Annotated in this window: 29 protein-coding genes and 2 tRNA genes; 11 read left to right on the forward strand and 20 right to left on the reverse strand. The window is 66.4% G+C overall.

Going from position 1 to position 26,211, the window contains the following annotated elements; translation table 11 throughout:
* Positions 1–51 precede the first annotated feature (51 nt).
* From ccmI to plsY, 7 genes are all read left to right on the forward strand, one after another.
* On the forward strand, positions 52–1,263 hold the full coding sequence (gene ccmI / locus LZ585_RS12865) for a c-type cytochrome biogenesis protein CcmI (RefSeq protein WP_234853931.1): 1,212 nt from the start codon (positions 52–54) through the stop codon (positions 1,261–1,263).
* Positions 1,260–1,730, forward strand: a complete 471-nt coding sequence (gene ruvX / locus LZ585_RS12870; RefSeq protein ID WP_234853932.1) for a Holliday junction resolvase RuvX — start codon at positions 1,260–1,262, stop codon at positions 1,728–1,730. The genes ccmI and ruvX overlap by 4 nt, the downstream gene beginning before the upstream one ends.
* On the forward strand, positions 1,727–1,894 hold the full coding sequence (locus LZ585_RS12875) for a DUF1289 domain-containing protein (RefSeq protein ID WP_234853933.1): 168 nt from the start codon (positions 1,727–1,729) through the stop codon (positions 1,892–1,894). The genes ruvX and LZ585_RS12875 overlap by 4 nt, the downstream gene beginning before the upstream one ends.
* 65 nt (positions 1,895–1,959) lie before the next feature.
* Positions 1,960–2,922: an aspartate carbamoyltransferase catalytic subunit gene (locus LZ585_RS12880; protein ID WP_234853934.1), complete on the forward strand. Its 963-nt coding sequence runs from the start codon at positions 1,960–1,962 to the stop codon at positions 2,920–2,922.
* A complete protein-coding gene (locus LZ585_RS12885) occupies positions 2,922–3,479 on the forward strand; it encodes a hypothetical protein (RefSeq protein WP_234853935.1) in 558 nt (185 codons plus the stop codon). The genes LZ585_RS12880 and LZ585_RS12885 overlap by 1 nt, the downstream gene beginning before the upstream one ends.
* Positions 3,476–4,750 (forward strand): dihydroorotase, encoded by a 1,275-nt coding sequence (pyrC, locus tag LZ585_RS12890; protein ID WP_234853936.1) that lies wholly within the window; start codon positions 3,476–3,478, stop codon positions 4,748–4,750. The genes LZ585_RS12885 and pyrC overlap by 4 nt, the downstream gene beginning before the upstream one ends.
* Positions 4,747–5,331: a glycerol-3-phosphate 1-O-acyltransferase PlsY gene (plsY, locus tag LZ585_RS12895; protein WP_234853937.1), complete on the forward strand. Its 585-nt coding sequence runs from the start codon at positions 4,747–4,749 to the stop codon at positions 5,329–5,331. The genes pyrC and plsY overlap by 4 nt, the downstream gene beginning before the upstream one ends.
* Here the strand turns inward: plsY and LZ585_RS12900 are convergent.
* From LZ585_RS12900 to LZ585_RS12945, 11 genes are all read right to left on the reverse strand, one after another.
* Entirely contained in the window at positions 5,328–5,711 is a 384-nt protein-coding gene (locus tag LZ585_RS12900) for a hypothetical protein (protein WP_234853938.1), read from the reverse strand. The two genes, plsY and LZ585_RS12900, sit on opposite strands and share 4 nt — an antisense overlap.
* 284 nt (positions 5,712–5,995) lie before the next feature.
* Positions 5,996–7,366 carry a glutamate--cysteine ligase gene (locus tag LZ585_RS12905; protein ID WP_234853939.1) on the reverse strand — a complete coding sequence of 457 codons (1,371 nt, stop codon included), beginning with the start codon at positions 7,364–7,366 and terminating at the stop codon, positions 5,996–5,998.
* A gap of 68 nt (positions 7,367–7,434) precedes the next feature.
* Positions 7,435–7,953: a hypothetical protein gene (locus LZ585_RS12910; protein WP_234853940.1), complete on the reverse strand. Its 519-nt coding sequence runs from the start codon at positions 7,951–7,953 to the stop codon at positions 7,435–7,437.
* Positions 7,947–8,381, reverse strand: coding sequence for a molybdenum cofactor biosynthesis protein MoaE (locus LZ585_RS12915; protein WP_234853941.1), 435 nt, complete (start codon positions 8,379–8,381; stop codon positions 7,947–7,949). Before LZ585_RS12915 ends, LZ585_RS12910 begins: the two co-directional genes overlap by 7 nt.
* 5 nt (positions 8,382–8,386) lie before the next feature.
* Positions 8,387–8,638 carry a molybdopterin converting factor subunit 1 gene (gene moaD / locus LZ585_RS12920; protein WP_234853942.1) on the reverse strand — a complete coding sequence of 84 codons (252 nt, stop codon included), beginning with the start codon at positions 8,636–8,638 and terminating at the stop codon, positions 8,387–8,389.
* Positions 8,628–9,260, reverse strand: coding sequence for a CDP-diacylglycerol--glycerol-3-phosphate 3-phosphatidyltransferase (pgsA, locus tag LZ585_RS12925; protein ID WP_234853943.1), 633 nt, complete (start codon positions 9,258–9,260; stop codon positions 8,628–8,630). The genes moaD and pgsA overlap by 11 nt, the downstream gene beginning before the upstream one ends.
* A gap of 69 nt (positions 9,261–9,329) precedes the next feature.
* Positions 9,330–9,698 carry a hypothetical protein gene (locus LZ585_RS12930; RefSeq protein WP_234853944.1) on the reverse strand — a complete coding sequence of 123 codons (369 nt, stop codon included), beginning with the start codon at positions 9,696–9,698 and terminating at the stop codon, positions 9,330–9,332.
* 245 nt (positions 9,699–9,943) lie between these two features.
* Positions 9,944–11,806 carry an excinuclease ABC subunit UvrC gene (uvrC, locus tag LZ585_RS12935; RefSeq protein WP_234853945.1) on the reverse strand — a complete coding sequence of 621 codons (1,863 nt, stop codon included), beginning with the start codon at positions 11,804–11,806 and terminating at the stop codon, positions 9,944–9,946.
* Positions 11,807–12,093: 287 nt separating this feature from the next.
* Positions 12,094–12,225 (reverse strand): hypothetical protein, encoded by a 132-nt coding sequence (locus LZ585_RS14870; protein ID WP_256445626.1) that lies wholly within the window; start codon positions 12,223–12,225, stop codon positions 12,094–12,096.
* Entirely contained in the window at positions 12,222–13,004 is a 783-nt protein-coding gene (locus LZ585_RS12940) for a S49 family peptidase (protein WP_315857609.1), read from the reverse strand. Before LZ585_RS12940 ends, LZ585_RS14870 begins: the two co-directional genes overlap by 4 nt.
* Before the next feature lie 66 nt (positions 13,005–13,070).
* Positions 13,071–14,090, reverse strand: a complete 1,020-nt coding sequence (locus LZ585_RS12945) for a LacI family DNA-binding transcriptional regulator (protein WP_234853946.1) — start codon at positions 14,088–14,090, stop codon at positions 13,071–13,073.
* A 98-nt stretch (positions 14,091–14,188) separates the two neighbouring features.
* On the opposite strand from LZ585_RS12945, the gene LZ585_RS12950 reads away from it, so the two are divergent.
* Positions 14,189–14,265 (forward strand) — tRNA-Arg (locus LZ585_RS12950).
* A 4-nt stretch (positions 14,266–14,269) separates the two neighbouring features.
* On the opposite strand, the gene LZ585_RS12955 is transcribed toward LZ585_RS12950, so the two are convergent.
* The 3 genes from LZ585_RS12955 to LZ585_RS12965 all read right to left on the reverse strand — a co-directional run bounded on the left by LZ585_RS12955 (position 14,270) and on the right by LZ585_RS12965 (position 17,846).
* Positions 14,270–17,242, reverse strand: a complete 2,973-nt coding sequence (locus LZ585_RS12955) for a class I SAM-dependent DNA methyltransferase (protein ID WP_234853947.1) — start codon at positions 17,240–17,242, stop codon at positions 14,270–14,272.
* A 58-nt stretch (positions 17,243–17,300) separates the two neighbouring features.
* Complete coding sequence (locus LZ585_RS12960; protein WP_234853948.1) at positions 17,301–17,699, reverse strand: type IIL restriction-modification enzyme MmeI; 399 nt, start codon at positions 17,697–17,699, stop codon at positions 17,301–17,303.
* 63 nt (positions 17,700–17,762) lie between these two features.
* A tRNA-Tyr gene (locus LZ585_RS12965) sits at positions 17,763–17,846 on the reverse strand.
* 123 nt (positions 17,847–17,969) lie between these two features.
* Here LZ585_RS12965 and LZ585_RS12970 point away from each other — a divergent pair.
* From LZ585_RS12970 to LZ585_RS12980, 3 genes are all read left to right on the forward strand, one after another.
* Positions 17,970–18,773 carry a TrmH family RNA methyltransferase gene (locus LZ585_RS12970; protein ID WP_234853949.1) on the forward strand — a complete coding sequence of 268 codons (804 nt, stop codon included), beginning with the start codon at positions 17,970–17,972 and terminating at the stop codon, positions 18,771–18,773.
* A 94-nt stretch (positions 18,774–18,867) separates the two neighbouring features.
* Complete coding sequence (locus tag LZ585_RS12975; RefSeq protein WP_234853950.1) at positions 18,868–19,272, forward strand: YHS domain-containing (seleno)protein; 405 nt, start codon at positions 18,868–18,870, stop codon at positions 19,270–19,272.
* A gap of 211 nt (positions 19,273–19,483) precedes the next feature.
* Complete coding sequence (locus LZ585_RS12980; RefSeq protein ID WP_234853951.1) at positions 19,484–19,915, forward strand: CoA-binding protein; 432 nt, start codon at positions 19,484–19,486, stop codon at positions 19,913–19,915.
* A gap of 43 nt (positions 19,916–19,958) precedes the next feature.
* Here the strand turns inward: LZ585_RS12980 and LZ585_RS12985 are convergent, their stop codons facing one another.
* The 6 genes from LZ585_RS12985 to LZ585_RS13010 all read right to left on the reverse strand — a co-directional run bounded on the left by LZ585_RS12985 (position 19,959) and on the right by LZ585_RS13010 (position 26,208).
* Entirely contained in the window at positions 19,959–22,055 is a 2,097-nt protein-coding gene (locus LZ585_RS12985) for an OmpA family protein (protein WP_234853952.1), read from the reverse strand.
* Positions 22,056–22,217: 162 nt separating this feature from the next.
* Positions 22,218–23,060, reverse strand: coding sequence for a ferredoxin--NADP reductase (locus LZ585_RS12990; RefSeq protein ID WP_234853953.1), 843 nt, complete (start codon positions 23,058–23,060; stop codon positions 22,218–22,220).
* A 48-nt stretch (positions 23,061–23,108) separates the two neighbouring features.
* Positions 23,109–23,495 carry a DUF934 domain-containing protein gene (locus tag LZ585_RS12995; RefSeq protein WP_234853954.1) on the reverse strand — a complete coding sequence of 129 codons (387 nt, stop codon included), beginning with the start codon at positions 23,493–23,495 and terminating at the stop codon, positions 23,109–23,111.
* Positions 23,492–24,223, reverse strand: a complete 732-nt coding sequence (locus tag LZ585_RS13000; RefSeq protein ID WP_234853955.1) for a phosphoadenylyl-sulfate reductase — start codon at positions 24,221–24,223, stop codon at positions 23,492–23,494. The genes LZ585_RS12995 and LZ585_RS13000 overlap by 4 nt, the downstream gene beginning before the upstream one ends.
* Entirely contained in the window at positions 24,216–25,874 is a 1,659-nt protein-coding gene (locus tag LZ585_RS13005; RefSeq protein WP_234853956.1) for a nitrite/sulfite reductase, read from the reverse strand. Before LZ585_RS13005 ends, LZ585_RS13000 begins: the two co-directional genes overlap by 8 nt.
* Positions 25,867–26,208 carry a DUF2849 domain-containing protein gene (locus LZ585_RS13010; protein ID WP_234853957.1) on the reverse strand — a complete coding sequence of 114 codons (342 nt, stop codon included), beginning with the start codon at positions 26,206–26,208 and terminating at the stop codon, positions 25,867–25,869. Before LZ585_RS13010 ends, LZ585_RS13005 begins: the two co-directional genes overlap by 8 nt.
* Between the last annotated feature and the right edge of the window lie 3 nt (positions 26,209–26,211).

Consider the following 26,211-nt stretch of genomic DNA (forward strand, 5'->3'; position numbering starts at 1 on the left):
TCCCAACGGGCCAAAGCACCCTAAAAGGTGGGTTCGAACAAAGGGGCTGACATGTTCTGGATCATCTGCGCCGCGCTCACAGGGGCCGTGGGCCTGGCCATCATGGCGCCCCTGCTGCGTGCCCGGGGCGATGCCGCCCAGCCTGCGGCGGCCTTTGACCTGCGCGTGTACCGCGACCAATTGCAAGAGGTCGAGCGTGATCTGGAACGCGGCGTCATCGCGCCGGACGATGCCGTCCGCCTGCGGACCGAGATCGGGCGCAAGGTTCTGGATGCCGACCGGCGCTTGTCCCAAGTGACGGCGGGCGGAGCGGGCGGGCGCGGGCTTGTGGTCCTTGGCGTGCTGGCGGTGCTGTTTGCGGGGGCGGTGGGGTTGTATCTGCGCGAAGGCCAGCCGGGCCGGGGCGACCTGCCGGTGGCGCAGCGCATCGCCCAGTCCCAGCAGGTCTATGAAAACCGCCCCAGCCAGGCCGAGGCCGAGGCGAGGGCCCCGGCCCCCGCGCCGGTGGAGGTGCCCGAAGATTTCGCGGCCCTGATCGAGCAGTTGCGCGAAGCAGTGGCCCGGAACCCCGATGATCCGCAAGGCCTGGCCCTGCTTGCCACGAACGAGATCCGGCTGGGCAACCTGCCTGCCGCGCGCCAGGCGCAACAACGGCTGGTCGATCTGCGCGGCGAAGGAGCAACGGCTGACGAACTGGTCCGCCTGTCGGCCCTGATGATCGAAGCCGCAGGCGGCCTGATCACGCCCGAGGCCGAGAAAGTCCTGGCCCGCGCCCTGGCAAGGGATCCTGCCCATCCCCAGGCGCGATATCTGCTGGGGATGCTGCAATTGCAGAACGACCGCCCCGACCGGGCCTTTCCGCTCTGGCGTCAACTGCTGGAGGAAGGCCCCGAGGACGCCCCCTGGATCGCGCCGATCCGCACCGCCATCGCCGATCTGGCCTGGCTGGCGGGCCAGCCTGATTATGTCCCCCCCTCTCCCATGCCTGGCCCCGATGCCGATGCGGTGGCAGCAGCCGGGGATATGACACCAGAAGAGCGCCAGCAGATGGTCGCAGGCATGGTGTCGCAACTGGAAGCGAGACTGGCCCAGCAGGGTGGCACGCCTGATGAATGGGCGCGGCTGATTTCCTCGCTTGTGGTGATCGGCAATACCGACCAGGCGCGCGCCATCTGGACCGAGGCGCAGACGCGCTTTGCCAGCCAGCCCGAGGCCCTGGAGATCGTCCGCCAGGGGGCCGTCCAAGCGGGGCTTGTCCAATGATCCATCTGGAAATCGCCGATTTCGCAGGCGCCCTGCCCCCCGTGGGCGCCATCGCCGGACTGGATCTGGGCACCAAGACCATCGGCGTCGCCGTCAGTGACGGGTTGCGCCAGGTGGCGTCCCCCCTGACGGTGATCCGGCGGCAGAAATTCACGCTGGATGCTGCCGAACTGCTGGCCATCGCCAAGGATCGCCGGCTGGCGGGCCTGATCCTGGGCCTGCCGCGCAACATGGACGGCAGCGAAGGCCCGCGCGCGCAATCGACCCGGGCCTTTGCCCGCAACCTGTCGAACCTGACCGGGATGCCCATCGGCTTCTGGGACGAGCGTCTGTCCACCGTCGCCGCCGAACGCGCGCTGCTGGAGGCAGACACTTCGCGCAAGCGCCGGGCCGAGGTGATCGACCAGGTGGCGGCGGGATACATCCTGCAAGGCGCGCTTGACCGGCTGCGGCATCTGGTCCGATGATCGAATCCCCCTGCATCAAGGTCTGCGTGATCGAGCCGGCATCCGGCATTTGCACCGGCTGCCTGCGCAGCCTGGACGAAATCGCCGCCTGGTCCAGATTGTCCGATGATGCCCGTCGCCGGATCATGGCCGACCTGCCCCGCCGCAGGAAGCAGCCGGACTGACCCTGCCGCTTGCCGCATGGCGGGCCATCTGCGATAGAAACGCGACCCCGACCAAAAGGCCGCCCATGACCTTCCGCGCCCGTCACCTGCTTGGCATCGACCACCTGTCCCCGCCCGAGATCGTCACCCTTCTGGATCTGGCCGAGGATTACGTCGCCTTGAACCGCCGCACGGTGAAACACGCCGACGCGCTGGAGGGGATGACCCAGGTCAATATGTTCTTCGAGAACTCGACCCGCACCCAGGCCAGTTTCGAACTGGCGGGCAAGCGGCTGGGGGCCGACGTGATGAACATGGCCGTGGCGCATTCGTCGGTGAAAAAGGGCGAAACCTTGATCGACACCGCCCTGACGCTGAACGCCATGCAGCCCGACCTGCTTGTGGTGCGCCACCCCCAGTCGGGCGCGGTCAACCTGCTGGCCGAAAAGGTCAACTGCGCCGTCATCAACGCAGGCGACGGACGGCACGAACACCCGACGCAGGCGCTGCTGGACGCTCTGACCATCCGCCGGGCCAAGGGGCGGCTGCACCGCCTGACCATCGCCATCTGCGGCGATATCGCCAACAGCCGCGTGGCCCGGTCGAACCTGCTGCTGCTGGGCAAGATGGAAAACCGTTTGCGCCTGATCGGCCCCGCCACCCTGATGCCCGCAGGCGCGGGAGAGATGGGGGTCGAGCTGTTCGAGGATATGCGCGACGGGCTGCGCGGCGCCGATGTGGTGATGATGCTGCGGCTGCAAAAGGAACGCATGGACGGCGGCTTCATTCCGTCGGAACGCGAATATTTCCACCGCTTCGGGCTGGATGCCGAAAAGCTGGCCTGCGCCGCGCCCGACGCCATCGTCATGCATCCCGGCCCCATGAACCGTGGCGTGGAAATCGACGGCACCATCGCCGACGACATCAACCGCAGCGTCATCCAGGACCAGGTGGAGATGGGCGTGGCGGTCCGCATGGCGGCGCTCGACCTTCTGGCGCGGAATTTGCGCGCCGAACGCGGGCGGGCGGCTGCAGGGGTGATGGTGTGATGCCGCAGGCCTCCGAGGAAGTGGACTGGACCGCCCTGCTGCATCCCGGCGAACGGCTTTTGTGGCAAGGCCGCGCCATCGGCGCAGGGCGTCCCGACCTGCCGGTGCGGTTCTGGTCCCTGCTGGGCACGATCCTGTCGCTGGGCAGCCTGCTGTTCTTGCTGATCGCCTTCCTGGGCCGGTCGCAGCCGGATTTCGTCGCAGGCTTTGGCGGCATCGGCATCGTGGCCCTGGCGGTCGGGCTGACCTGCAAGATCCTGCCCCGCCGGCTCCAGATCGCCCGGCTGCGCCGCAGCCGTTACGCGCTGACCAACGGGCGGATGCTGGCGCATGACGGACAGGCGATTCGGGAGTGGGACATCACGCCCGATCTGGACCTGACGGTTCACCCCGAGGATCCCGGCTCGGTCATCGTGGATCCGCCGTGGCAGGGCAACCGCCCGCCCAGGCCGCAGCGCGAGGCGGGCTTTATCGGCATCGCGGACGCTGACGGGATCGCCACCATGATCCGGGACATTCAATCGCGCCAGACCGGCAGGACGGAGACCGCCTTGTGACCACGCTTTGCTTCCAGAACGCCCGCCTGATCGACCCCGAGGCGCAAACGGATGCCACGGGCAGCCTGCTGGTCCGCGACGGCATGATCGAAGGCATCGACGCGGACGCCCCCGAAGACGCGACCGTCATCGACTGCAACGGCCGTGCGCTTGCACCCGGCATCATCGACTGGGGCGTCAAGATCGGAGAGCCGGGCGAGCGGCACAAGGAATCCTTCCGCAGCGCGGGCCTTGCCGCCGCCGCCGGGGGCGTGACCACCATCGTCGCGCGCCCTGACACCCTGCCGCCCATCGACACGCCCGAATCGCTGGAATTCGTGACCCGGCGCGCCGCCGACGCGCCCGTGAACATCCGCCACATGGCAAGCCTGACCAAGGCCCGCGAAGGGCGCGAAATGGTCGAGATCGGGTTCCTGACCGATGCGGGCGCCGTGGCATTCACCGACGGCGTGCGGCAGGTCGCGGACACGCGCCTGCTGTCGCGCTGCATGACCTATGCCCGAGGCCTGGGCGCGCTGATCGTGGGTCACCCGCAGGACGCAGGGCTTTCGCGTGGGGCGGCAGCCACCAGCGGCAAGTTCGCCTCGATCTATGGCATCCCGGCCGTGTCCCCCATGGCCGAGGTGATCGGGTTGGACCGCGACCTGGCCCTGGTCGCCATGACCGGCTGCCGCTGGCACGCCGACCAGATCACCACCGCCCGCGCCCTGCCCGCCCTGCGCCGGGCGCGGGATGCGGGGCTGGACGTGACCGCGGGAATTTCCATCCACCATCTGACGCTGAACGAATACGATGTGGGCGATTACCGCACCTTCTTCCGCTTCACCCCGCCCCTGCGATCCGAGGATGACCGTCTGGCCATGGTCGAGGCCGTGGCCGAGGGCGTGATCGACGTCATCGCCAGCTTTCACACCCCCCAAGACGAGGAATCCAAGCGCCTGCCCTTCGAGGCCGCAGCCCCCGGCGCCGTGGGCCTGCAGACGCTGCTGCCTGCGGCGATGCGGCTTTATCACCAAGGCGGGTTGTCCTTGCCGCAACTGTGGCGGGCGATGTCGCTGAACCCCGCGAAACGGCTGGGCCTGCCGGGCGGGCGGCTGACCGTGGGCGCGCCTGCCGACCTGGTCCTGTTCGACCCGGACGCGCCCTTCGTGCTGGACCGGTTTACCCTGCTGTCCAAATCGAAGAACACCCCTTTCGACGGCGCGCGGATGGAGGGCCGGGTGATCGGCACCTGGGTCGCAGGCCGCCGCGTGTTCGGAGACAAGGCATGACCCTGATCCTGTGGACCGCCTTCGGCTATCTGCTAGGTTCAATTCCTTTCGGAATGGTCATCGCGCGCGCCCTGGGACTGGGCGACCTGCGCAAGATCGGGTCGGGCAATATCGGCGCGACCAACGTGCTGCGCACCGGCAACAAGCCTGCCGCCCTGGCGACACTGCTACTGGATTCGGGCAAGGGCGCCATCGCCGTGCTGATCGCGCGCCATCTTGGCGGCGACATGGCGGCGATGCTGGCCGGGGGCGCGGCCTTTCTGGGCCATTGCTTTCCCGTCTGGCTGGGCTTCAAGGGCGGCAAGGGGGTCGCGACCTTCCTGGGCACGCTGATCGCGCTGCACTGGCCGCTGGGGTTGATCGCCTGCGGGGTGTGGCTGCTGACGGCGGTCGTCAGCCGGATCAGCAGCCTGTCGGCTCTGCTGGCCGCGGCCCTGTCGCCGGTCTTTGCGTGGGGGCTGGGCCGCACGGATCTGACGGCCGTCAGCCTGTTCATGGCGGTGCTGATCTTTGTCCGCCACCGTCCGAACATCGCCCGCCTGCTGGACGGATCCGAACCCCGGATCGGGAAAAAAAGCTAGCGTTCGGCCACCAGGGTCCGGCCCACGGGGCGCGTCGGACGGACGGGAACGGGTTCAGGCTGCGGCTCTGCCACGACCTCGCGCAGGGGCGCCTGGCTGAACACCCGCGCCGGGGCGGGGGCTGCCGCACCCGATCCCGCCATGCGGCGCAGCGCATCGGCCCCGCGCCGCGCGGATATCGCCAGCGAAATCAGCGCCAGGCACCCCCCCGCCAGCAGGATCAGCACCACGACACCCAGGATGCCCACGAAGATCGGCAAAGGCGGCAGCCCCTCGGCCTGGCCGACCTGGGTGACAATGGCCCCGATCAGGGCCACGACCCCCGTGACAAAGACCGCGCCCACGATCCGCTGCACCCACACCATCGCATCCGCCTTCATCGCCCCGTCCCTTTACGATTACCTGGCACCGGCACTGCCACCGGCGCGCCTTTGCCGCAAGACAGGGACGGGTCATATTGTCGTGCGTCACCCGAAGGACGGATCGGGTGCGTCGGCTGGTGCTTACAAATGGCCAAGGCCGAGATGGATCACACCGTCCATCCCGACCCGAAGATTACGACGCGCCGATGATCCCATCCACCTGCAGGATGAGGGAATTCGCATCACCAATCCTTACGGTCGGAGCGCAGGGATGCAGCAAAGCCCCCGGGCGCCGCGCACCATCAATACGAATATTCGCCATAGATCGGGGTCAGGTCGCCACCCCATTCGCCGTGGTATTTGTCCAGCAACTCGTCGGCCATGACCTTGCCGCTGTCTAGGCTTTCCTTGATGGCGTTCAGGAAATGCGTCTCGTCCGGGACCAGGCCGCCTGCGCCCGCGCGGGCGCGGTTCTTCAGGCCCCCTTCGGCGATCTCGACCACCTGCCGGGCCAGGTCATGCATCCTGACGCCGTTCACCTGCGCATCAAGCGCGTGGATCCCGGCCTCTCGCCGCCAGGCCTCGCGTGTATCGTCGTCCCATCCCTTGACCAGATCCCAGGCGGCATCAAGCGCCTCCTGATCATAGATCAGCCCGACCCACAGGGCGGGAAGCGCGCAAAGACGCCGCCAGGGGCCGCCATCGGCACCGCGCATCTCGATGTATTTCTTGACCCGTGCCTCGGGGAAAACCGTGGTCATGTGGTCGGCCCAGTCCGACAGCGTGGGCACCTCGCCCGGCAGGGCGGGCAGGCGGCCGTCCAGGAAATCGCGGAACGACTGGCCCAGGGCGTCGATGTATTTCCCGTCGCGATACACGAAATACATCGGCACGTTCAGGACGTAATCCACCCAGGCGTCGTATCCGAACCCATCGCGGAACACAAAGGGCAGCATTCCCGTGCGTGCCCCGTCCAGGTTCTGCCAGATATGGGCGCGCCAGCTTTTCCAGCCGTTGGGCTTGCCGTCGAGGAAGGGCGAATTGGCGAACAGCGCATTGGCGACAGGTTGCAGCGACAACGCCACGCGCATCTTCTGGACCATGTCGGCTTCGCTGCCGAAATCCAGGTTCACCTGCACGGTGCAGGTCCGGTACATCATCTGCTTGCCCAGGGTGCCGACCCGATCCATGTAGTCGGTCATCAGCCGATAGCGGCCCTTGGGCATCATCGGCATCTGGTCCTGGCCCCAGATCGGGGCTGCGCCCAGGCCGATGAAGCCCGCGCCGATGCGGTCGGCGATCTCTTTCACCTCGGCCAGATGCCCGTTCACCTCGTCGCAGGTCTGGTGGATGGTTTCCAGCGGCGCGCCCGACAGTTCCAACTGCCCGCCCGGTTCCAGGCTGATGTTGGCGCCGTTGCGTTCCAGGCCGATCAGCTTGTCCTGTTCCATGACCGGTGCCCAGCCAAAGCGTTCCTGAAGGCCCGCCAGCATCGCATGGATCGAACAGGTTCCCTCATACGGCAGCGGCAACAGGTTCGCCTTGTCATAGCCGAACTTTTCATGCTCGGTCCCGATGCGCCAATCCTCGCGCGGCTTTTCGCCGCTGGCGATATAGGCGGCCAGCTGGTAGCGGCTTTCGATCGGGCCTCCGCCCTGTTGTGGTATCGACATGAGGCGAGGCCTTTCGAGAAGTTGCGACGGTCACAGGTGGCGCGCGGCGCGGGCCAAGTCAACCCGCCTCAACCCGGTCTCCGCCAAACGGTGCGCACGGCGTCCGGCTGGTCCGCAACATGGGCCAAGGCGGCGGACACCGCGCCCATGTCGAGATCCGGCAACGCGGTAAAGGCATCGGCCAGGGCGTCCGATCCGGCGGCATCAACGGGCACCAGCAGGGCCTCCCCGCTGGCGCTGCGCAGCCGCCAATGGCCCCGGCCCTTGAGCCGCAACAGGCGGATTTCGACCAGATCGCGCAGGGCGATTTCGCCGCCCAGGACCGACGCGCCAAAATATCGGATGGCGCCCTCGTCCACTTCGACCAGGCCGGGGGCGTCGATGCGGCGGCGAAAGGGCATTCTGCGAAGCGCCCCGATCAGCAGCGACAATCCGACCACCACGGCAATGGCGCCAAGGGCCGCGAAGAACCAGCCGCCGCGCAGCGCCAGCCACGATCCGGCCAGCAGGATTGCGACCGCCACAAGGGCTTCGGACCAGCGGGCGGTCCATGCACGCAATTCGGGCCGGACCAAGGGGCCTACCATCGCGACAAGGCGTCTTCGTCGCTGGTCTTGGCATCGACCCAGCGAACGGCACCATCATGGCCGATTTCGCGCTTCCAGAAGGGCGCACGGGATTTCAGCCAGTCCATCAGGTAATCGGCGGCTTGGAAGGCGGCCTGGCGGTGACGGGCGGCGGTGGCGACCATCATGATCGGTTCCCCCACGGCGAGACGTCCATGGCGGTGGATGATGCGCCAGTCGGACAGGGCGAAACGGATGGCGGCTTCGCTGCCGTAATCGGACAGCGCGCGTTCGGTCATGCCGGGATAATGCTCGATCTCCAGCGCGGCCATGTTTCCGGTGTCGTCGCGCACCACCCCCGTGAAGGTGACAATGGCCCCCGCGCCCGCGCCAAAGCCCGCCAGTTCGGCGGCAAGGTCAAAGGGGGCGGTCTGGACGCGGGCCGACATCGGCCTCAGCCTCCGGTCATGGGCGGGAAGAACGCGACCTCTCGGGCACCCGCAAGGGGTGCGTCCAGGTCGGCAAGCTGCTGGTCCACGGCGCAGCGCACGGCGGCAAGATCGGCGAATGCGGCGGCGTGCCAGTCGTCGCGGGCAGCAAGCTCGGCGATCAGGTCGCGGACGGTGGCGGCGTCGGTTTCAATCCGTTCGCGGGGCTGGCCGATGCGTTCACGCAGCCAGGCGAAATACAGGACATCAAGCGTCATGGCCGGGTTCGCGCAGGTAAGGGCGCGCCTTGACGAAATAATCCCAGCCCGTCCAGGCCGTCAGGATCGCGGCGATCCAGATCAGCAGCAGCCCCACCTGCGTCGCCAGATCCGCCCAGGACGACGACCAGGGCAGGTTCGTTTCCCCTACGCGCGGCGGGCGGCCATGTTCGACATAGGCCAGCCCCGTGCCCAGGAACAGGACCGAGATGGCGACCATCTGCGTGGTGGTCTTCCATTTCGCCAGCTTTGTCACCTTCAGCAGGCGCGCGTTCGATCCCAGGAATTCGCGCAAGCCGGACACGAAGACCTCTCGGAACAGGATCAGGGTGGCGGGCAGGATCAGCCAGGGGTTCATGCCGGAATAGCCGGTGATGACCACGATGGCGATCACCACCATGGCCTTGTCGGCGATGGGATCCATGGCCGCGCCGAAGCGGCTTTCCTGCTGCCAGCTTCGCGCCAGATAGCCGTCGATCCAGTCGGTCACCGCCGCGATCATGAACAGCGCCAGGGCTGCCCAGTCGGCAAAGGGCCGGCTGAAATACAGAAACATCAGCGGCACGGCGGGCGCCGCGATCAGCCGAAGAAGGGTCAGGATATTGGGGACGGTCCAGCGCATAACGGGCAAGCTAGTCCGTGGCGCCGGACTTGGAAAGGGGCGGCGCACCGAAATGCGCCGCGCCAAAGGTCAGCCGAGCGCGCCTTCGATCAGCGCAAAGGCGCGGCTGGCAATGGTCAGGTGCACCGCCTTGATGCGCTGTTCGCCAAAACGGCGGGTGCGGTGTCCGATGATCCTGATGGGATCGCCGGGCATCGCGGCGGCGTCCGTCAGGCCGATCTGGGCGTTGCGGGCGCGGCTTGCCAGTTCCACCGTCCAGTTGCGGCCCTCGGCATCGCTGACGCACAGCACCGGATCGCTGCCGCTGCTGTAATTGTCGGTCACCGTGCCTGTCAGTTCCGTCAGATGGGGTTTGTATTCGTCCCCCCGTGCGGCCTTGGGCAGGCCGGCGGGCAGGAACCGGGGGGCAACGATGCCAGATGCGGGCAAATGAGTCATGATAGCCTCTTTCCCAGGTTGAGCGGGGCAACCATAACGTGATCCACGCCCAACCATGCGGTGCCATGATACCGCAAGACATTGCGCTGCAGGAGGCGGGATTCGCGTCGTCCTGAATGCCGCTGCAAGCCGTTGACCTAACGGCACTTTAGTCGCGGGCCTGATTTTTGCGGCGATTGTTGTTCCCTTTGGCTGCGACAATTTGGGACATCATTCCATTGGGACAGGGCGGAAACGGGCCGCTGTCAGCCCCGCGCGTTGAAATGGTCATGGACTTTTTGCGCCATGGCGGCCGAGATTCCCTCGACTGCTTGCAGATCGGCCAGGCCCGCGCGGCTGACCGCCTTGGCGCTGCCGAAATGCTGAAGCAAGGCGCGCTTGCGGGATGCGCCGATGCCTGCGATCTCGTCCAGGGGGTTGGCCATGACCGCCTTGGCGCGCTTGGCGCGATGGGTGCCGATGGCCCAACGATGCGCCTCGTCGCGCAGACGCTGGATGAAATACAGGACCGGGTCGTTCATGCGCAGGGCAAAGGGCGCCCGGCCGGGGCGGTGAAATTCCTCCTTGCCCTGGTCGCGGTCGATGCCCTTGGCGACGCCGACGACCGGAATATCCTCGACCCCCAGTTCGGCCAGGATGCCGTCCACGGCCGACACCTGCCCCGCGCCGCCGTCGATCAGCAGCAGGTCGGGCCAGGATTCGGTCTGGCGGTCGGGGTCTTCCTTCAGCAGGCGGACAAAGCGGCGGCCCAGCATTTCCTTCATCATGCCAAAGTCGTCGCCCGGAGTGATCTCGGTCCCCTTGATGTTGAACTTGCGGTACTGGCTTTTGATATAGCCTTCCGGCCCGGCCACGATCATGCCGCCCACGGCATTGGTGCCCATGATGTGGCTGTTGTCGTAAACCTCGATCCGGCGAGGGGCGGCGGGCAGGTCGAAGGCCTCGCCCACGCCGTCCAGCAGGCGCAGTTGGGTGGCGCTTTCGGACATACGGCGGGCCAGGCTTTCGCGGGCATTGCGCAGGGCGTTTTCCACAAGCTCGAACTTCTCGCCCCGCTGCGGGACGCCCACGACAATGCGGCGGTGGGCGCGTTCGGACAGCACCTGCTGCGTCAGGTCAGGCTCGTCCGGGACGTGCGACAGCAGGATCATCCGGGGCGGTGGCTTGTCGTCATAGAATTGCAGCAGGAAGGCCTGCATGACCTCGGCAGGGGATTCAACGCCGCCCAGCCGGGGATAGAAGTCGCGGTTGCCCCAGCTCTGGTTACCGCGGATGAAGAAGACCTGAACGCAGGCCTGGCCGCTTTCCATATGCAGGGCGACGATGTCGGCCTCGGCCACGCGCTTGGGGTTGATAGCCTGCACGGACTGGACGGCGGTCAGCGCCTTGATCCGGTCGCGCAGGGCAGCGGCCCGTTCGTATTCCATGTTCTCGGCCGCCTCGGCCATGTCGCGGGCCAGGTTCGCCTGGATCACGGTGGTCTTGCCCTGCAGGAAGCGTTCGGCATCCGACACCAGGGCGCCGTAATCATCGGCGCTGATCCGGCCCACGCAGGGCGCGCTGCACCGCTTGATCTGGAACAGCAGGCAGGGGCGGGTGCGCGATTCGAATGTCGCGTCGGTGCAGTTGCGCAGCAGGAAGACGCGCTGCAACTGCGTCAGCGTCCGGTTCACTGCCCCCGCGCTGGCAAAGGGGCCGTAATAGTCGCCCTTTTCCGACTTGGCCCCGCGATGCTTCTTGATCTGGGGATAAGCATGGGATTTCGCGACCAGGATGTTCGGGAAGGACTTGTCATCGCGCAACAGCACGTTGTAGCGCGGCTTGAGCTGCTTGATGAGGTTCTGTTCCAGCAGCAGCGCCTCGGTTTCGGTGCGCGTGGTCAGGAACATCATCGAACAGGTTTCGCGGATCATCCGCGCGATGCGCGCCGAATGGCCCGACGGCCGGGCATAGTTCGACACCCGCGCCCGCAGATCCCGCGCCTTGCCGACATACAGAACGCCGCCCTGGGCATCCAGCATCCGGTAGACGCCGGGGCTGCGGTCCAGTTGCCGCAGATAGTCCTGGATCAGCGCGTGGCCGGTCTTGGGAGTGGTGCCTTGTGTCATATTTGTCAGATAGGTGATTCCCGTCACGGGCTGCAAGTTCCGGGGTGTGATTACAAGGGCAAAGCTGTCCACCGCCATTGTGGATAACTCTGTGAGAGTCCTGTGAGGCAGGGCCGTCCTGACCAGCAATCGTTACAAAACGGTGACTTTGCCTTTATTTTGGGCAGATACTCAGACCATTGTTTTCATGGAGAAACTTAATCCTTCCCCTGCCAGTTGGCGAAACTTGCGCAGTTTCAGACCCTTGCTTAACGAATCTTACCTGCGCGGGGACAACCTGACGCGCCCTAGTCGCGCGGCCTGCGGCGGGACGGCGGGATGCCCAGGATCCGCCGGATGCCACGGCGGAAGGCCGGGCCGCGCAGCAGCGCCAAGGCGACCATCACCAGCAGGAAGATGATGACGATCCGAACGCTCATCCCCCGGCACCAAAGCGGGCGAATGCGGCGCGTTCCTGGGCTGCGTCCAGCACGGTGCCTGCCGACAGGCCCAGCCTGCGGAACAGCGACTGGCGCGGGGCATGGACGACAAAGCGTGTCTTGTCGCCGTAAAGCGCCTTCATCTGCGGCACCAGATGGCCGATGCCGTCCGCCAGCCCCAGATCGACCGATTGCCGGCCGGCCCAGAATTCGCCGGTGAACAGGTCGCGGTCCGTGGCCAGACGCTCGCCACGCCGCGCGGTCACGTGGTCCTTGAAGGCCTGGTGGATCGGCTCCAGCACGTTGTGCAGGCGTTCGACATCCTCGGGGCGTTCGGGGCGGAACGGGTCCAGCGTGGATTTCGACCGGCCAGCGGTATGCACGCGCCGCTCGATCCCCCATCGGGCAATCAGATCCTGGAACCCGAACCCGGCCGAGATCACGCCGATCGACCCCAGGATCGAGCTTTCGTCGGCCCAGATCCGGTCGCCCGCGCAGGCCAGCCAGTATCCGCCGGATGCCGCCACATCCTCGACAAAGGCATGGACGGGGGTCTTCGTCTCGTCCGCCAGTCGCCGGATCCGGGCGGCGATCAGCGACGACTGCACCGGCGATCCGCCGGGCGAGTTGATGGACAGCGCCACGGCCACCGGCTTGCCCTTGCGAAAGGCGCGCTCGATCACCGGGGCAAGGGCCGCGTCCGACAGCGAACCGCCGCGCCCGGCCATGCCGATGGCACCGTGCAGGCGGACCACCGACACCCGGGGGCCCTTGGTCATGAAACAGTCAAGATAGGGAATATGCATGACCGCAGATTTAATCATGCCCCGCGCCTGTCACAAGCGTCACGCATGGCGGATCGTATCGCCCGGCAGAAAGGTCGGCGTCAGCGCGACGATGCGATCCTCGGGGATGGTGTCCTTGCCCGCGACCAGCCGGGCCGCGCGCCGCCCGATATCGACCCGGCGCGCATCGGTCGTGGCCAGCCGCACCGGCAGCCCGTCCAGCAGATCGACGCCGTTGAACCCGGCAAGCCCGATCCGGCCCGGAATGTCATAGCCCTTGTCCAGGCAATGCAGCAGCCCCCCTGCCCCGATCATGTCGTTCGAGAAATACAGGAAATCCAGATCCGGCGCGCGGGTCAGGATGCGTTCGGTCAATTCACGCCCCTTCAGCAGCGACGATCCGCCCTGGTAATATTCGCGCGCTTCCAGCGTCACGCCCGCATCGGTCAGGCCTTCCTCGAATCCCGCCAGGCGTTTGCGGGCGCGGTGATCCTCGGGCATATGGGTGCCGACAAAGCCGATGCGGCGATAACCGGCGGTCAGGATCCGCGCGGCCATTTCCCGGCCCGCCCGGCGGTGGGAAATGCCGACGATGGTGTCGATGCCCTCGCCGTCCACGTCCATGATCTCCACCACGGGTATCCCGGAATTTTCCAGCATGGCGCGCGATGCCTTGCTGTGTTCCAGGCCCGCCAGGATCACGCCGGACGGGCGCCAGGACAGCATGTCATACAGCACCATCTCCTCGCGCGCGGGGGAATAGTTGGTGACGCCGATCACCGGTTGCAGGCCGGTGTCGTCCAGTTCCGCGGAAACCCCGCCCAGCACGTCGGGAAAGACCAGGTTCGACAGCGACGGGATCACCACGGCGACCAGGTTCACCCGCTGGCTGGCCAGGCCGCCCGCGATCTTGTTGGGGACATATCCCAGCGTCTTGGCGGCCGTCAGCACCTTTTCGCGAGTGGCCGCCGACACGTCGCCCCGGTTGCGCAGAACCCGGCTGACGGTCATCTCTGACACGCCCGATGCCTCGGATACATCGCGCAGGGTCAGGGGTCGGCGGGGTCTGGGGACGTTCATCGGGCACCGGAGGATCAGGTCTTTGCCCGATGTTAGCGCCCGTTCGACCCCGCGACAACCTTGCCAAATGCCGCGTCTGCGGTCACAAGGGCAAAGGCGGCCCCGTGGCTCAACTGGATAGAGCAGCCCCCTCCTAAGGGGCAGGTTACAGGTTCAAGTCCTGTCGGGGTCACCAACGCCTATATCGCGTAACGCCCCTGGCCCAGCGTCCTGGCCTGGCCAAGCGCTGCAAGGCTGTCCAGAAGCGGCTGGACGGTGGCGGCGCGGGCGCGCCTGAAGTGGCGGGCGACCTGGTCGGGGGTGGCATCGCCCAGGTCGGACAGGGCGGCACGGACGGCGGCGATCTGTTCGGGCAGGGTCTTGGGCCACAGCGCCTTGTCGGCGGTATCGGCCGCCGCGTCCATGTCCAGTTCGGATTGGCGGCCCTTGGGGGCGGCGGCCTGGCCCGCGGGGTTCTGGTATTCGGGGCGCAGCCAGCGGACATGGCCCGAGGCCTCCTCGGCCGCGCGGGCGCGGTTCAGATCGACCAGACGGTGCAGCACGTCGTCGTCGGACAGGTCCACGGGCCAGCCATAGGCGTCGGCCACGGCGGCGTCGATGCGGTCGTGGATGTCGCGCAGGATGCCCACAAGGCCCGCGTCATAGATCTCTTTGTCGCGGTCTTCGATGCGTTCGCCCGCGCGCAGCTTTTCCAGCACGTTATACATCCCGGTCAGGGTCAGCCGGAGATGCGCGGCCTGCTGCGCCTTCCGATTGGCGTCGAGTTCCTCGCCCAGGGCGCGGAGCCGGGTTTTCTGCGCCTCGGTCGGATCGGGGAAGGGGAAGGGGTCGAAGCAGCGAGACTTGTTATAGCGTGGGTCGTTGCCATACCCGAGCCGCCCTCCTGCGGCCAAGGCCCAGACGACATGGATGCGGCTGGAGAGGACAGAGAGCAGGGCGGCGTCGTCAGTGCCAATAACATTTATCGTTGCGTCAACAAGCGTAGGGCTTGAAACAAAAGAGAATATGCGGTGCTTTGCGGTGTAAACTGTCGCGATATATCGATTTAGCCCATCAACTGCATCTCGGACAGCAACAACGTTTTCGCCAAATTGCCACCAGCGTCTTCTGTAGCTTTCACGATTGTTCTGCTGCCTTTCTGGCTTGACGCGGTCTAGGACAACCTGGAATGCGGCAGGATAGCGTCCTCGCGCTTCTTGTTCTGAAAGATTGAAGAAATCTATCGCCCATAGCTGTCGTGAGTTTGATGTTAGATCGCGTCCATTAAGATAAGGTTTGAGGTGTTTGCGGTTTGCGATCGGGTCGCCGCTTTTCAATGATGCAGCTTCTGCTTTGGTTACTAAAAAGCCCTGCCCCATAAGCTGTGCGCCACGCCCTCCTATCATTCCATTCGCCTTCAGCGCCTTGGCCCCCGCCACATCCGCGCCGATCCGCAGGTTGGAAAAGATCTTCCCCACCTGACCGGACAGGACCACGTCGCGGCCCTCGGCCCGCTCATTGCCCTTCGCCTCGGATGCGACGGTGAACAGGCGGCCCGGCGCCGATCCCGCCTCGGCCACGGTCATGGCGATGCGCACTGCCGCCCCGTCGCCCGCATCGACCCAAGGGTGGTCGGGAATGGCGAAGGCCAGCGACAAGGGTTTCTTGGGGTCGTTCAGATGCGGTTCCAGCACTTGCCGGTTGAAGGTCTGGCGCAGGGAATTGGTGGTGATCAGCCCCAGCCGCCGGGTCTTGCCCCCGCGCAGGGCCAATGCTGCCTTGTCCCACCAGAACATCACGAAATCCGCGCTTTCGGGCATCCGGGGATAAGCGCGGCGCAGCGCCTCGGTATAGCCGTCGCCCAGGGCGTCGCGCATCCGGCTGGCCCCGATGAAGGGCGGGTTGCCGACGATGAAATCCGCCTGCGGCCATGTGGCGGGCCGGGGATTGGTGTAATCCATCACCGCCACCCGCGCCGCCGGATCGGGCACGGCCTCGCCCGTCACCGGATGGGTGATGGTCGTCGCCCCGTCCCACCGCGTCACCGGCGCCCCCGCCGTGTCCAGCCGGGCCTGGGTGCCGTCCCAGTCCAGCACGGCGTCGCGGTTTTCGATGTTGCGAAAGTCCTTGAGGATCGGGTCGGAATGGCTGGCGTTGCCATAGGTGCGGAAATGCCATTGCAGATAGCCGATCCACAGCACCAGCTCGGCCACGGCGGCAGCCCAGGGGTTCACCTCGATCCCCAGGAACTGGTGCGGATCGACGGTGTGGCCGGTCAGGGCCAGGGCACCTTGATCCTCGCCCAGGTCGCGCAGCAGGACGATCACCTCGCCTTCCAGGCGCTTCATCAGTTCCAGCGCGACATACAGGAAATTGCCCGACCCGCAGGCCGGATCCAGCACGGTGACGTTGCACAGCCGCTGGTGGTAATCGCGCACGGTCGCGCGGGCGTCCGCCAGCCTGTCCTGGCCGGCCAGCGTCAAGGCGGCGGCCTGGATGTCGCGCCATTCCGCGCGCAGGGGCTCGATCACCGTGGGATTCACCAGCCGCTCGACATAGGCGCGGGGCGTGTAATGCGCGCCCAGCTTGTGCCGCTGGCGCTTGTCCAGGGCGCGTTCCAGAAGGGTGCCGAAGATGGCGGGTTCGACCTCGCGCCAGTTGTGGGACGCGGCCTGGATCAGCAGGGACAACTGGATCTCGTTCAGGGGAAGCGCGGTCGCGTCCCGGAACAGCCCGCCGTTGAAGCGTTTCAGGTCGCAGGACAGCGCCGGGGAAAACCCGCCCGCATTCATCGTGGCCCACAGGCTTTGCAGCATGGGCGCCGCGTGTTCGGGATTGCCCCGCCGGTCGCCGAGCAGTTTCGAGAAGGCGCCGTCGGGGATCAGCTGCACATCCTCGGCGAACATGGTGAACAGGGCGCGCATCAGGAACCGGGCCACCGTGTCGGGCTGATGGCCCTCGGATTCGAAGGACCGGCCCAGTTCCGCCAGGTGCCCTGCCACCTTGCGCGTCACATCGGCGCTGACCCGCGCGGGATCCAGGCTGGCCGGATCGGTCCAGATCAGCCGCAGCCGGTCACGGGTCTTGTCGCAGCGCAGGTCGTCCAGCGTGATGCGATAACGGTTGCCATCGGGGAACTGGGTATAGCCCTGCCCTTGGCCGAAAATCCGCATGAACCTCGATCACGTGGCCCACGTCCACGATCAGCAGAAAGGGCGGCCAGCCGTCCTCTCACGCCACGGCACGGGCATAGCTGTCGGCCTGTCCACGGGCGCGCAGCATGCTGTCGTCCCAGCGGCGCGTCCCCCGCAGGCCGTGGCCCTGCCTTTGCGTGGGGGCATCGGGCAGCAGGGTCAACTGGTCGGCGGGGCTGGCGCCGGTGCCCTGCTTGCCCTCCATCACGAAAGAATGGCGGCGATACAGGTCGATGACACCCCGCGACTGCGTGCCGGTATGGATGAAGGTCACGGGCCGTTCGAAACGGAAATCGTCGCTTTGCCCGTCCGCCGTGGCGGGCTTGGGCGCATCGACGCCCAGAAGCTGCGTCAGCTCGATGGCGAATTGCTGGAAATTGGCGCGTTCGCTGCCGCCGGATTTTTGCCAGCGATGGATGAAATCGTCGATCTGCAATGCATGGCCCCCGCAATGCGGCCAGACAATCGCATGGGAACAATGGCGTCAAGATGGGGGGAATGGTGGGCGACCCTGGAATCGAACCAGGCGTGGGTCTCCCCGGCGGAGTTACAGTCCGCTGCCGCACCTTGCAGCACGTCGCCCGCCGAGCCAGTCGGCGTGGGGGGTCATTAGCGGGCGGGGCACGGGGCGTCAAGCGGATTTCCGGGCCTTGCGCAAGGGCCGCAGGACGCGCGATGAAGGGGGCCAGCCGAAAGGACCCTGCGCATGAGTGATCGACCGGGAAAGCCCAAGAAACCCACCTGGGTGATCGACAAGGAACGTGCCCGCCGCGCGGGGGCCGCGGAAACCGTGTGGCTGTTCGGCCTGCACGCGGTGCGCGACGCGCTTGCCAATCCCGCGCGCGAAAAGCTGCGGCTGGTGGTGACCCCCAACGCGGTGGACCGCCTGGGCGACCTGCACGGGATGGAACCCGAGATCACCGACCCCCGGGTCTTCGGCAAGGCCGTGCCCCTGGCCCCCGACAGCGTCCACCAGGGCGCCGCGTTGGAGGTGCGTCCGCTGAAATGGGGCGGCCTCAGCGACGTGGTGCTGCGCCAGGCGCCCGGCGAACGGCGGCCGCTGCTGGTGGCCCTGGACCGGGTGACCGATCCCCACAACATCGGCGCCATCCTGCGGTCGGCCGAGGTGTTCGGCGCCCGCGCCGTCATCGCCCCCGCCCGCCATTCCGCCCCCGAAACCGGCGCGCTTGCCAAGACCGCCTCGGGCGCGCTGGAACGCCAGCCTTATCTGCGCGTGCCCAACCTTGCCGAGGCGCTGTCGCAACTGAAGGGCATGGGCTTTATCCTGATCGGGCTGGACGGGACCGGCGATGCCCCCCTGCCCGACCTGCTGGAAGGCCTGCCAAGCCGCGCAATCTGCCTGGTCCTGGGGGCCGAAGGGCCGGGAATGCGCGATCTGACCATGAAAAGCTGCGATCACGTCGCGCGCATTCCCTTTGCGGCCGATTTCGGATCGCTGAACGTGTCGAACGCGGCGGCGGTGGCGCTCTATGCGGCCAGCATGGCCTAGGGATCACATCCCCGCGACAATCCGCGCGCCGGCGTTGAGAATCGCGGCGGGTGCTGCCAATGAGGCATCCTGCCGCCGGGAAATTGCCTGATCCATGAAAACGCTGCTTCTCTCGCTGATGCTGACCTTGGCACCTGCCCTGCCGGTCATGGCCCAGGACTGGGCCATCGACGGATTCGATGCGGTGGGCTTTCTGGAAAGCGGGCGGCCCATTCCGGGAAGGGGCGACATTTCGACGCTGTGGAAGGGCAAGGTCTGGCATTTCGCGACCGAGGAAAACCGCAACCGCTTCGAGGCCGATCCGCGCAGCTTCGCCCCGGCGTTTGGCGGGCTTTGCCCGGTTGCGCTGTCCGAAGGGCGACGGGTGGCCGGTGATCCGCACCACTTCGTCATTATCGAAAACCGCCTATATCTTGTGGGATCGAACAGGGCAGTCCGCAAGCTGCAGCAAGCGCCGCGCGAGGTTCTGTCCCGGGCCCGAGAGCGCTGGAAACCCTGACGCTTTTTTAGCGGATTTTCATCACGAAATTGCGACATCGCTGGAACTTTTGGGGGGTGTTGCCTATTTACACTGTGGAACATGACTTGGAACCGTCATGTTCAGATCACTGTCCCTCGTTCCGCGACTTGCGCCCGGCCAGCAATCTGGACCGGGCGCCTTTTATATGTAATGGTGCCTACAACTTTTGGACGAGGAGGGGAGACCCGTCATGGAAGTCGATTTCAAGGACGACGAAGATATTGCGCGGATTGTCCGCAGCATAAAAGTGATTGCGGTTGTAGGACTGTCGCCCAATGAGGCACGGCCCAGCTGGGGGGTGGCCCGTTTCCTGCAGGCGAACGGGTATCGTGTCATTCCCGTGAATCCCGGTCAGGCTGGCGGTATGATCTTGGGGGAAACGGTCTATGCCGGCCTGTCCGATATCCCGAAGTCGGCCCATGTGCAGATGGTGGACGTTTTCCGCAGATCCGAGGCCGTCGGCCCCATCGTAGACGAGGCCCTGGCCCATCTTCCCGACCTGAAGTCGATCTGGTTGCAACTGGGCATTCGCAACGATGCCGCAGCAGCACGGGCCGAGGCCAGGGGCATCACGGTCATTCAGGACCGATGCCCCAAGATCGAATTTCCCCGCCACCTTTAGGCGTCAGAAAAAAGGCTCCGGCAATGACCGGGGCCTTTCCTTATTATCGTGCCTGCGCCGTTTGCAGCAGATCGGTGATCCGCCGGACCGCAGCGCGGCGGTTTTCACGCACATCGCCTTCCTGGCGAACCTGCAGGAATTGTTCGCCATAGCCTTGCACGACAAGGTTCTCGGGCGGCACCTGGAAATACTCGGACAGTGCCAGGGCCACCGATTCCGCGCGGCGGTCGGACAGCGCCAGATTTGCCGCATCGGCGCCGACTGTATCGGTATGGCCTTCGATCAGGAACATCTCCTGCGGGTTCTGCGCAACAGCGTCCTGGATCACGCTGCCCAATGTCGACAGCTGCTTGGCCTGGTCAGGAGAGATCGCCGCCGATCCGGTGTCAAAGGTGATGGCGTCGATCGTGACCGGCGGGACCAGGGCGCGAACCTGGGGAATGGACCGCACCTGGCCAAGCGTGAAACGGCGGTCGACATTCACTTGCCGTTGCAAGGCTTCGCGCAAGGCCGCCTCGTCCTGGGACACGCCGGTGGCCGTGACCGGCGCGGGGGCCGGCAGGGTGGACAGATCGACGGGTTCGACCTCGGCCGTGTCGTCGATCAGGCGGGTCTGGGTGCCGTCGGGGGAAACTAGCGTGCGGCGCAGCACGCGCAGATCGGCATCGCGGATGGTCACGACGCGGCTGCCATCGGCGCGGGTCACGACGGTGCGCGACGATCCGTCATCGAAGTTCTCGGTCGCCACGGTGGATCCGGGCTGGCGCAGCAGGGCGACCTCGTCCTTGATCACCTCCTGGCTGCCGTCGGCGCGGGTCACCACGACCCGGTCGGGAGCACTCAGCGCGACCTGGCGGTTGTTGTTCAGATAGCTTCCGACCGCAACCGCGCCCAGGCCCAGCAGCAGGGCCTTGGCCAAGTCGTTGTTGTCGTCGTCATCCTCCTCGCGGGCGGCAGGCTGTTCCCCTTGCGGGGCCAGGGCGTCGCGCAGGCTGGTCGCAAAATCCTCGGACGAGGAGCGGCTGTTTTCCTCGGTGATCTCCTGTTCGACGATCTCGCCTTCCTGGTCGTCATCCAGGGCGGCGGCCGTAGAGCCACCGGTTTCCTCGGCGGCCTGCTGGGCGCCTTCAGTCGGGGCCGCATCCACTTCGGGCGCGGCCTCGGGTGCTGCCTTGGCAGGCTGGCCTGCCGCCTGCTCGCTGGGGGGGGATTCAGGTTCCGCCTGTTCGCGGGCCAAGGCGTCACGCAACGTATCCTCGTCGGGCGTGGCGGGTGCCGCATCCATCTCGGTCTCGGCTTGGGCGGGTTCATTCTCGGCCTCAGGCGCCGGCTGTTCGCCCTGCTGTTCAGCCTGGAGCGCCTCACCCAGTGGGTCGCCGCCTTCTGTCTGCGGGGCATCGGCATCTGCCGGGGCCGGTTCGGGACGGTCGGCTTGCTGTTCGCGGGCAGCGGCGGCCTCGGCTGGGCGTTCCTCGTCTTGCTGCCGGGCCGCATCGGCTGCGGCAGGGCGTTCCCCGCTCTGTTCGCGGGCAGCCTCGACCGGGCGTTCGGCCTGGCCCTCGGCCGTTGACTGCTCTTGCTCGGCCTGCCGTTCGGCACGGTCTTGCGCGCGCTGCGACTTGCCTTCCTGATCGGCAGGGCGTTCGGCCTGCACGGGCCGTTCTTCCTGTTGTTCACGTTCGGCCGGGGCCGGGCGTTCGGCGGATTCAGGCTGTTCCTGGGCCTCCTCCGGCTCGGCCTCTTGTGCGGCTTCCTGCGGCTCTGGCGCAGCGGCGGGTTCGGCAGCCTCTGCCGGTTTGGCCTGCGGCTCAGGCGCAGGTTCGGGGGCGTCCTTGACCGGGGCGGGCGCTTCTGGTTCGGCAGGCGCCTCGGTCGGCTCCGGGGCGGGCTGCGGTTCCTCTACCGGAGGTTCGGCTGCTTCGGGGGCAGGTTCCTCGACAGGGGCTTCGGCGGCGTCCGGCGCAGGCTCGGCAGGGGCTTCAGCCGCCGGTTCGGCTTGGGTTTCGGCAGGCTGTTCCTGGGCAGGCGGAACGGGCGGCTGTTCCCCCTCGGCCGGCGCGCCCTGGGCCTGGGCCATTGGCGGCACCAGCAGCGACAGGCAGGCCACGATGGCGGTGGTGTTGTGGATCATGCAGCGCATGGCAATTCCCTTCCCTGGAACGGATTCATCTGTTGAGGATCTAACCGGCGGATGAAGACACGGGTTCCAAACATCAGCGTGACCGCTGGGTGATCGGCGGAAAGAACCCATGAAAAAAGGCGCAGTCGATGCCGCGCCCTTTGTGCTGTTTTGGGATGTGATCTAGACGCCGTCGCCCACGAAGGCCTTTTCGACGACGAATTCCTTGGGATCCGAATTGGCCCCTTCGCGCAGGCCAAAGCCTTCCAGCACCGCCTTTACGTCGACGTTGAAGGCAAGGCTGCCGCAGACCATGGCGCGGTCGGTTTCCAGGCTGATCGGCGGCAGGCCCAGATCCGCGAACACCTTGCCCGAGGTCAGGTTGTCGGTGATCCGGCCCATCCGGGGCGAAGCCTCCCGCGTGGTGGTGGGGTAATAGATCAGCCGGCTGGCGAAATCCTCGCCGTAAATCTCGCCCAGCAGGGGATCGTGCTTCAGGTTTTCCACCAGTTCGCGGCCATAGGACAGTTCCTCCGCCGTGCGGCAGGTGTGCATCATCACGACCTGTTCGTACCGCTCGAAGGTCTCGGGGTCGCGCATCAGGCTGGCGAAAGGCGCGATGCCGGTGCCGGTCGCCAGGAACCACAGCCGCTTGCCGGGCAGCAGCGCGTCCAGCACCAGCGTGCCCACGGGCTTGGGGCGCAGGATGATCTCGTCCCCCGGCTTGATGTGCTGCAGCTTCGAGGTCAGCGGCCCGTCCGGCACCTTGATCGAATAGAATTCCAGTTCCTCGTCCCAGTTGGGGCTGGCGATGGAATAAGCGCGCAGCAACGGCTTGCCGTTGTCGCCCAGCAGCCCGATCATCACGAATTCGCCCGACCGGAATCGCAGGCTGGCGGGCCGCGTCACCCGGAACGAGAACAGGCTGTCCGTCCAATGCCTGACCGCCGTCACCGTCTGGGCGTCGGGAAGCGTCTTGGAAACGGTCTTGGGGGCAGCGTCGGCCACGGGAATGTCCAGGGTCATGGGAAGTCCTGCTTGTTCTAGTCGATGGGGCGGCGGGGCGAAACCCCTTCAGCCCGCCAGATGGGCGCGGTGGTCGAAGGCCTTCCAGTCGGTCCGGGCGATCCACTGGTCCTGCGGCTGGCGGGCGGCGATGTCGGGTGCCACCTCGACCTCGTCAAAGCCCACGCGGCGGGCCATGGCGTATTGATCCGCAATCAAGCGGCCCGAGGCGCGAAGGCGGCCCTTGAAGCCCAGTTCACGCAAACGGCGGGCCAGCGAAAAGCCGCGCCCATCGGTAAAGGACGGGAACTCGATGGCGATCAGGTCGCGGTCCAGATGCTGGGCCAGGTCGGCCAGCGGCGTATCGGGGGCAAGGGTTTCCTCGGCCTCGTCCACCAGGGGGTGAAAGCCGTCGTCGCGCGCGATCACGCGTTCGCTGTTCAACCGTTCGGTCATGCCGGAACCTTTCCGCGGACGATCTTGCCGCCAATGAAGTGGATGCCGCATTCGGACTTGTCGCTGCCCCGCCACCGCCCTGCGCGCGGATCCTCGCCCGGCTTCACGGGGGACGTGCAGGGCGCGCAGCCGATGGACGGATAGCCGCGGGCCACCAGCGGATGACGCGGCAGGTTGTTCTCGATCATGTATTCCTGGACATCTTCGCTGCGCCAATGGGCCAGCGGGTTGATGCGCAGGCGCAAGGGCTGCTCGGGTTCGAAGAATTCGAGTGCCGCGCGGTCGCTGTTCTGGAACCGCTTGCGGCCCGTGATCCAAGCGTCATAGCCCGACAGCGCGCCTTCCAGCGGCACGGTCTTGCGCAGATCGCAGCAAGCATTGGCGTCGAACTGGTGCAGCGTCCCGTCGGGATCCTGTCGCGCGACCTGCGCCGGATCGGCGCGTATCACCTGCACATTGGTCAGGCCCAGCCTGGCCGACACGTCGCGTTGGTATTCCAGCGTTTCGGGAAACAGCATCTGCGTGTCGATGAACAGCACCGGCAGGCCCGGCGCCACCCGGCTGACCATGTGCAGCAGCACCACCGATTCCGCCCCGAAGGACGACACAAGGGCCACCCGGCCCAGGTCCGGGTCGGATACGGCGCGGCGCAGAACCTCGGTCGCGGCATGGTGCCGGTATCGGTCGTTCAACCGCGCGGCGCGGCTGTCCAGGCTGTCATCAAGCATGGGCAGGCTCGGGATAGAGCGCGGCCTTGAACGGGGCCGGACCAAGCCGGCGATAGGCGTCGATAAAGCGTTCGGATGCGTCGGTGCGAAGGTCCAGATAAGCGCGCATCAGGCGGTCGATGGCCGGGACGACCTCCTCGATCGGGAAGCCCGCGCCGGCACGCTCGCCGAGGGCCGGGATGTCGTAACCATCGCCGCCCAGCGTGATCTGATAGTTTTCCACCCCTGCCCGGTCCAGCCCTAGGATGCCGATATGGCCCAGATGGTGATGCCCGCAGGCATTGATGCAGCCCGAGATGCGGATGTTCAGCTTGCCGATCTCGTCTTCCAGGCCATTGTCCTTGAAATGGGTGGCGATGTCCTGGGCGATGGGGATCGAGCGGGCGGTGGCCAGCGTGCAGTAGTCCATGCCCGGGCAGGCGATGATATCGCTGGTCAGACCGGCATTCGCCACCGCCAGCCCGGCCTTTTGCAAGGCGGAGTAAACGGCGGGCAGGTCCGATTTGTGGACATGGGGCAGCACGACGTTCTGGTCGTGGCTGATGCGCAGGTCGGCATGGCCATACTGTTCCGCCAGATCGGCCAGCAGGCGCATCTGGTCCGCACCGGCGTCGCCCGGCGTTTCGCCATGCGTTTTGAAGGTCACGATCACGCTGGCATAGCCGGGACTCTTGTGGGCATGCAGGTTGGTGTCCGTCCAGCTGCGAAAGGCGCCGTTCTTCGCACGCTCGGCCTCGTAACCCTCGGTTCCGGCATTGCGGAAAGCGGGGGCGGCAAAGCGGTCGCGGAAGATCGCCAGCGCCTCGCGGTCGGCGCCGTGGAAGTCGCGGCGGCGGTTCTGGAACTCCTCCTCGACCTCGGCCTTGAAGACATCCAGGCCGCGTTCGTGGACGGTGATCTTGATGCGGGCCTTGTACTTGTTGTCGCGGCGTCCCGACAGGTTGTAGGTCGCGATGATCGCCTCGATATAGGCCAGCAGGTCGGCCTCGGGCAGGAAGTCGCGGATCACCTTGCCCAGCATGGGCGTGCGGCCCAGACCGCCGCCGACCCAGACCTCGAAGCCCGTCTGGCCGTCCTTCTGGATCAGGCGCAGCCCGATGTCATGGGCCGCAACCAGGGCGCGGTCGCGCGCCGCGCCGGTAATGGCGATCTTGAACTTGCGCGGCAGGAACTGGAATTCCGCGTGGTCGGTGGACCAGCTGCGCAGCAGTTCCGCATAGGGGCGCGGGTCGATGTATTCGTCGGCGGCAGCCCCCGCAAAGGCATCGGTCGTGACGTTGCGGATCGTGTTGCCGCTGGTCTGGATGGCGTGCATCCCGACGGATGCCAGCTTGTCCAGCATATCGGGGATATCCACCAGCCGGGGCCAGTTGAACTGGATGTTCTGCCGCGTGGTCCAGTGGCCATAGCCCTTGTCATAGGTTTCGGCCAGATGGGCCAGCATCCGCATCTGGTCGGGGCAGATCGTGCCATAAGGAATGGCGATCCGCAGCATATAGGCGTGCAGTTGCAGGTAAACGCCGTTCATCAGGCGCAGGGGCCGGAATTCGTCTTCCGTCAGGCTGCCGTCCAGGCGACGTTCGACCTGGGCGCGGAACTGGGCCGCACGGTGGCGCACATAGTCGGTTTCGACGGGACGAACATCAAACATTGCTGGCCTCGGTCAGGTTGGCTTGCTTCAGGGTCTGGATGCCGTGGAAGTAATTCGACGGCCCGCGCTGCCGGAACGCTTCGCGGAAATGGGCGGGTTCGGGACCATTGGGGCCGCGCCGTGCCTCGACCAGATAGGGGCCGACGACGATGTTGGACTGGCCCACCGCCTTCAGCAGCGCCAGATCGGCGATGGCCTCGTCCTCGAAAAGGGTCGCGTGGGCGGGGTCGGCGGTCCAGCCATCCTCGCACATCCAGACGTTATGGCCTTCGCGCAAATCGTTTGCGGTGATAACGCCGGGTTTCGCGGCAGTCGGGGTGAAGGCTTTGCTCATGAC

The organism is Paracoccus everestensis, assembly GCF_021491915.1.
GTDB classification, from domain to species: domain Bacteria; phylum Pseudomonadota; class Alphaproteobacteria; order Rhodobacterales; family Rhodobacteraceae; genus Paracoccus; species Paracoccus everestensis.